Source organism: Actinoplanes sp. NPDC048791 (assembly GCF_040650095.1).
In the GTDB taxonomy this organism is placed as follows: Bacteria; Actinomycetota; Actinomycetes; order Mycobacteriales; family Micromonosporaceae; genus Actinoplanes.
The window spans coordinates 1-5,319 of record NZ_JBEZGQ010000597.1 but is presented as its reverse complement, the minus strand read 5'-3'; the positions used below and the strand labels follow the sequence as shown (position 1 = coordinate 5,319).

Below are 5,319 nucleotides of genomic sequence, written 5' to 3'. Positions count from 1 at the left end.
CGGACGTCCACGCGCAGCCCCGGCGGCGGGGAGGCGCCCCGCAGCACCACGGTGCCCCGGTGCCGGCGGACCAGTTCGCGGACGATGGCCAGGCCCAGCCCCGAACCGCCGGCGTCGCGGGCCCGCGCGTCGTCGAGCCGGGTGAAGCGGTCGAAGACCCGTTCCCGGTCGGCCGCCGGGATGCCCGGGCCGTCGTCCGAGACCGAGATCATCTGGTACGCGCCGTCGGCCAGCACCGTGAGCCGTACCGACGACGCGGCGTGCCGGACGGCGTTGTCGAGCAGGTTGGCCACCACCCGGCCGAGCGCGTCGCGTTCCCCGCGGGTGCGCAGCGGCACCGCCGGGCGTTCGTACTCCACCGCCGGGTAGCGGGCCGCGACCTCGCCCAGCAGCTGGCCCAGCTCCACAGTCTCCATCCGCCGTTCCTCGACCCGGGTGCTGCCGTCGTCGGCCCGGGCCAGCAGCAGCAGGTCGTCGACCAGCCGGCTGAGTCTGTCCACATCGGTCAGCAGGTCGTCGGCGAGCGCCGGCCAGTCGGTGGTGTCCGGCAGCCGCTGCGCCACCTCCAGCTCGGTGCGCATGTTGGTCAGCGGGCTGCGCAACTCGTGGGCGGCGTCGGCGACGAAGGCCCGCTGCCGTCCCCGGGCCGCGTCCAGGCGGTGCAGCATGCCGTTGAGGGTGACCGCCAGCCGGTGGATCTCGTCGTGCGAGTCGGGCACCGGGAGCCGGTCGGAGCGGGCCCCGCCGGTGATCTCCTCGGCGCCGGCCCGCAACGCCTCGACCGGGCGCAGCGTCGCGCCGACCACCCGCCAGGCGACCAGCGCGAGCAGCGCCACCAACGCCGGGAACGTGAGCAGCAGGGTGGTGCGCAGCAGTTGCAGGCCCTGGGTGAGGTCCGAGGTGGGCCGCGCGACCAGCACCCGGACCCGGTCGTTCGCGGGCCCGGCCGTCACCATGACCACCCGGACCCGGCCGTCGAAGCCGATCCGGTTGCCGGGGATGAACTGGCCCTCCCGGTCCCCCAGCGCGTCCATCTCGTCCGGGTAGAGGATCGGCACCAACCGGTCGGCGCCGGCGGACACGGAACGGACCCGGTCCTGGGCGTCGACGATCTGCACCCGTACGCCCGGAGCAGCCGGCAGCGGATCACTCACCGTCTCCGCGTCGACCAGATCGGCGATCGCGTCGGCGGTCTGCAGGGCCTCGTTGTTCGCCGTGCGCAGCAGGGCGAAGTTCATCGTCGCGACCAGCACCACGCCGCCGCCGGCCAGCCCGACGAAGAGCACCACCACCGACACCAGCAGCAGCCGCGCCCGCAGGCTCAGCCGGCGCAGCCAGGCCACGCTCAGGACCCGTCGACGGCGGCCAGCCGGTAGCCCGCGCCGCGGACCGTCTCCAGCCGGTCCCGGCCGATCTTGCGGCGCAGATAGCCGACGTAGACCTCGACCGCGTTCGCGGCGGTGTCCAGCGCGGCGTCCCAGACGTGGTCGAGCAGCTCGGTCTTGGAGACCACCTCGCCGGGGCGGCGCAGCAGGTATTCCAGCAGGGCGAACTCGCGGGCGGTCAGCACCACCTCGGCCCCGGCCACGGTCACCTTGCGCTGCGCCGGGTCCAGCTCCAGGTCACCGTGGCGCAGCACCGCCGGGCGTTCCGGGGTGCCCCGCCGCAGCAGCGCCCGCAACCGGGCCAGCAGCACCACGTACGAGAAGGGTTTGGTCAGGTAGTCGTCGGCGCCGCAGTCCAGCCCGTCGGCCTGGTCGTACTCGCCGTCCTTGGCCGAGAGCATCAGCACCGGCAGCCATTTCTGCTCGGCGCGCAGCTGGCGCACCACCCGGTAGCCGGACAGCCGCGGCAGCATGACGTCGAGGATCATCGCGTCATAGTCACCGTGACGGGCCAGCTCCAGCCCGTCCTGACCGTCGCCGGTCACGTCCACCGCGAAACCCTCGGCCTGCAGACCACGCTGCAGGGCAGCCGCGAGCCGCGCCTCATCCTCCACCACCAGCAACCGCACCCCACTACCTTGGCACGGGCGGGGCAACCCCTAGGGGATGTTCTCAGCGGCGTCACAGCCGGTGCGGCGCAGGATGGCTGCAGACAACGGGAGGTGCTCATCGTGAGTGTGTTCAGGTCAAGGCCCGCACTGCGCTGGCTGGTTCCGGCAGCAGCAGCGGTCGTCGTCATCGGAGGCGGCGCCGCGGCGGGCACGATCGTCGCCAGCGCGGACCCCTCGCTGCCCGAGCGCAGCGCGGCTCAGCTGCTGGTCGACGTGCAGAACGCGAAGGTCGACGGCTTCTCCGGCACGGTCGTGCAGACGGCCGACCTGGGCCTGCCGTCGCTGCCCGGCGTCACCAGCGGGGCCGGCAGCTCGGAGATCATGAATCTCGTCGCGGGCAGCAACACCGCGCGGGTCTGGTACGCCGGCGAGGACAAGGCACGCCTCGCCCTGATGGGCACGCTCGGCGAGACCGACGTGATCCGCAACGGTTCCGACGTGTGGATGTGGCGCAGCGCCGACAGCTCGGCGACGCACTTCAAGCTGCCGGCGGACAAGGCCGGCAAGGCGGCCAAGCCCGATGCGCTGCCGTCGGGTGTGCCATCGACGCCGCAGGAGGCCGCCGACGCGGCGCTCGCCGCGATCGACCCGACCACGGCGGTCACCACGACCGGCGCGGCCAAGGTCGCCGGCCGGGACGCGTACGAGCTGGTCCTCACCCCGCGTGACACCGCCTCGCTGGTGGGCCAGGTGCGCCTGGCCATCGACGCGGAGAAGCACATCCCGCTGGGCGTGGACGTGTACGCCAAGGGTGCCAACGACCCGGCCGTACGGGTGGCGTTCCAGCAGGTCAGCTTCGAGGTGCCGGACGCCCAGCAGTTCACCTTCAACCCGCCGCCGGGCACCAAGGTGACCGAGCCGAGCGAGGCCGACATCGCCAAGGAGCGCGAGAAGGCGATCACGCCCGAGGCGGAGAAGGCGCAGAAGGAAGCCGCCGAGGGCACCAAGGTCGTCGGCAAGGGCTGGACGTCGGTGCTGGTGGCCAAGATGCCCAAGGGTGACGACGCCAAGGCCAAGGACGGCGCGGCGGGCGCGGCCGGGCAGCTGGACGCCATCGTCGGGACGCTGCCGAAGGTCAGCGGCAGCTGGGGCAGCGGGCACCTGCTGACCAGCGCCCTGTTCAGCGCGCTGATCACCGACGACGGCCGGGTCCTGGTCGGCGCGGTGGCCCCGGAGAAGCTGTATGAGGCAGCCGGAAAGTGACTGACCTCGCGGTCGCCACACAGGGGCTGACCAAGCGGTTCGGCAGCCAGGTCGCGGTGGACACCGTCGACCTGGCTGTCCCCCGCGGTTCGGTCTACGGCTTCCTCGGCCCGAACGGCTCGGGCAAGACCACCACGATCCGGATGCTGCTGGGGCTGATCGGCCCCACCGCCGGGCAGTACGAGCTGCTCGGCGCGGCGATGCCGGAGCACGCCGCCGACGTGCTCCCCCGCGTCGGCGCGCTGGTCGAGGGCCCCGGCTTCCACCCGTACCTGTCGGGGCGTGACAATCTGCGCCGGGTGGACGCGGCCGATCGCAGCGCCGAGGCCCGGACGTCGGACGCCCGGATCGCCGCGGCCCTGGACCGGGTGGGGCTGGGCGCGGCGGCCGGCAAGCGCTACCGCACCTACTCGCTCGGCATGAAGCAGCGGCTGGCCATCGCGGCCGCCCTGCTGGTGCCGCGGGAGCTGCTCATCCTCGACGAACCGACGAACGGCCTGGACCCGCAGGGCACCCGCGAGGTGCGCGCGCTGGTCGGGGCGCTCGCCGCGGAGGGCGCGACGGTGCTGCTCAGCACGCATCTGCTGGCCGAGGTCGAGCAGGTCTGCACGCACGTCGGGGTCATGCACCGCGGCAAGCTGGTCGCCCAGGAGCCGCTGGCCCAGCTGCGCTCGGACGCGGCACCGCGGGCCCGGGTGCTGACCGACCAGCCGGCCCAGGCCGCCCAGGTGCTGCGCACGCTGGGCCTGACCGAGGTCGCCGAGACGGCGGCCGAGGCCACCGGCCAGCTCGGCGCGATCGCGCCGGAGAAGGTGGTGGCCGCGCTGGTGCACGACGGGGTGGCGGTACGCGGCTTCGCGGCCGAGTCGCCCAGCCTCGAGGACGTGTTCGTCTCCCTGACCGGAAGAGGCTTCGATGTCAGCGGTTGAGGTGGCCGGGGTCCCGGCGACCCCGGTACGCCGGGTCTCCACCCGGTTCCTGCGCTCCGAGTTGCGCCTGATCGCGGTGCGCCGGCGCAACCAGGTCGGCCTGGCCGCGCTGGCCGCCGTACCGGTCGTGCTGGCCGTGGCCATGAAGGTGGCCGCGCCGGACACCTCGGACCGCCCCGGCGGCGGTCCGGACTTCTTCGCCCAGATCACCGGCAACGGCTTCTTCGTGGCGCTGGCCGCGCTCGGCGTCGAGCTGGGACTGTTCCTGCCGATCGCCATCGCGATGCTGGCCGGGGACGCCGTAGCCGGCGAGGCCAACCAGGGCACGCTGCGTTACCTGCTGACCGTGCCGGTGGGCCGGACCCGCCTGCTGGCCGTCAAGTACGCCGGCATCGTCGCCGGCGCGTTCCTGGCGCCGCTGGTGGTGGCGGTCTCGGGGCTGGTGATCGGGCTGATCCTCTTCGGCGGCGGGGACGTCACGCTGCTGTCAGGCACCCAGGTCGGCTTCGGCGAGGCCCTGCTGCGGCTGCTCGGCGTCTGCCTGTTCCTCGGGGTGTGCCTGTCGGCGCTGGGCGCCATGGGGCTGTTCCTGTCGACGCTCACCGAGCAGCCGATGGGTGCCACCATCGCGCTGACCATGCTGACGGTGGCCAGCTTCGTGCTCCAGCAGATCCCGCAGCTGGACTGGCTGCATCCGTACCTGCTGACCCGGCACTGGCAGGACTTCGGGGAGCTGCTGCGCGACCCGGTGTCCTTCGACGCGCTGACGCCCGGGCTGCTGTCGGCCGGCGCCTACATCCTGGTGTTCCTGTCGGCGGCGTGGGCCCGCTTCGCCGGCCGCGACATCACCAGCTGACTCACGCGGACCGGCGGGCGGCTCCGTCGCGCTCCACGACGACGGCCCGGCCGTAGCGGTCGATGAGCGCGGCGGCGACGTCGGCCGGGATGTCGCCCTCGACGCGGACTGCGCCCGCGACCGGATCCACCTGCACCGAGTAGCCGGCCGTGCGCAGCAGGTCGGCACTTATCCCGGCGCGGACGCTCTCCAGCTCGGCGAAGGTGGTCGGGCAGGCGACAACGCGGTGCTTGCGGCCGGCCAGGGCCGGGCGGATGGCCGAGACAGCGGCGGCC

General features: G+C 73.5%; 6 protein-coding genes. 3 read left to right on the top strand and 3 right to left on the bottom strand.

The window, feature by feature from the left end:
* A partial coding sequence (locus tag AB0C29_RS32150) for an ATP-binding protein (protein ID WP_360828149.1) occupies nucleotides 1-1,343 on the bottom strand: 1,343 nt, incomplete at its 3' end.
* A gap of 2 nt (nucleotides 1,344-1,345) precedes the next feature.
* Nucleotides 1,346-2,014 (bottom strand): response regulator transcription factor, encoded by a 669-nt coding sequence (locus tag AB0C29_RS32145; RefSeq protein WP_360828146.1) that lies wholly within the window; start codon nucleotides 2,012-2,014, stop codon nucleotides 1,346-1,348.
* A gap of 102 nt (nucleotides 2,015-2,116) precedes the next feature.
* Between AB0C29_RS32145 and AB0C29_RS32140 the strand changes: the two genes are divergently transcribed.
* The 3 genes from AB0C29_RS32140 to AB0C29_RS32130 are packed head-to-tail and all read left to right on the top strand — an operon-like array spanning nucleotide 2,117 to nucleotide 5,044.
* Nucleotides 2,117-3,259 carry a hypothetical protein gene (locus AB0C29_RS32140; RefSeq protein WP_360828142.1) on the top strand — a complete coding sequence of 381 codons (1,143 nt, stop codon included), beginning with the start codon at nucleotides 2,117-2,119 and terminating at the stop codon, nucleotides 3,257-3,259.
* Nucleotides 3,256-4,188 (top strand): ABC transporter ATP-binding protein, encoded by a 933-nt coding sequence (locus AB0C29_RS32135; RefSeq protein ID WP_360828139.1) that lies wholly within the window; start codon nucleotides 3,256-3,258, stop codon nucleotides 4,186-4,188. The genes AB0C29_RS32140 and AB0C29_RS32135 overlap by 4 nt, the downstream gene beginning before the upstream one ends.
* On the top strand, nucleotides 4,175-5,044 hold the full coding sequence (locus tag AB0C29_RS32130) for an ABC transporter permease (RefSeq protein WP_360828136.1): 870 nt from the start codon (nucleotides 4,175-4,177) through the stop codon (nucleotides 5,042-5,044). Before AB0C29_RS32135 ends, AB0C29_RS32130 begins: the two co-directional genes overlap by 14 nt.
* A gap of 1 nt (nucleotide 5,045) precedes the next feature.
* Here the strand turns inward: AB0C29_RS32130 and AB0C29_RS32125 are convergent.
* Nucleotides 5,046-5,319 (bottom strand): hypothetical protein (locus AB0C29_RS32125; protein ID WP_360828133.1); only part of this gene is annotated, 274 nt, incomplete at its 5' end.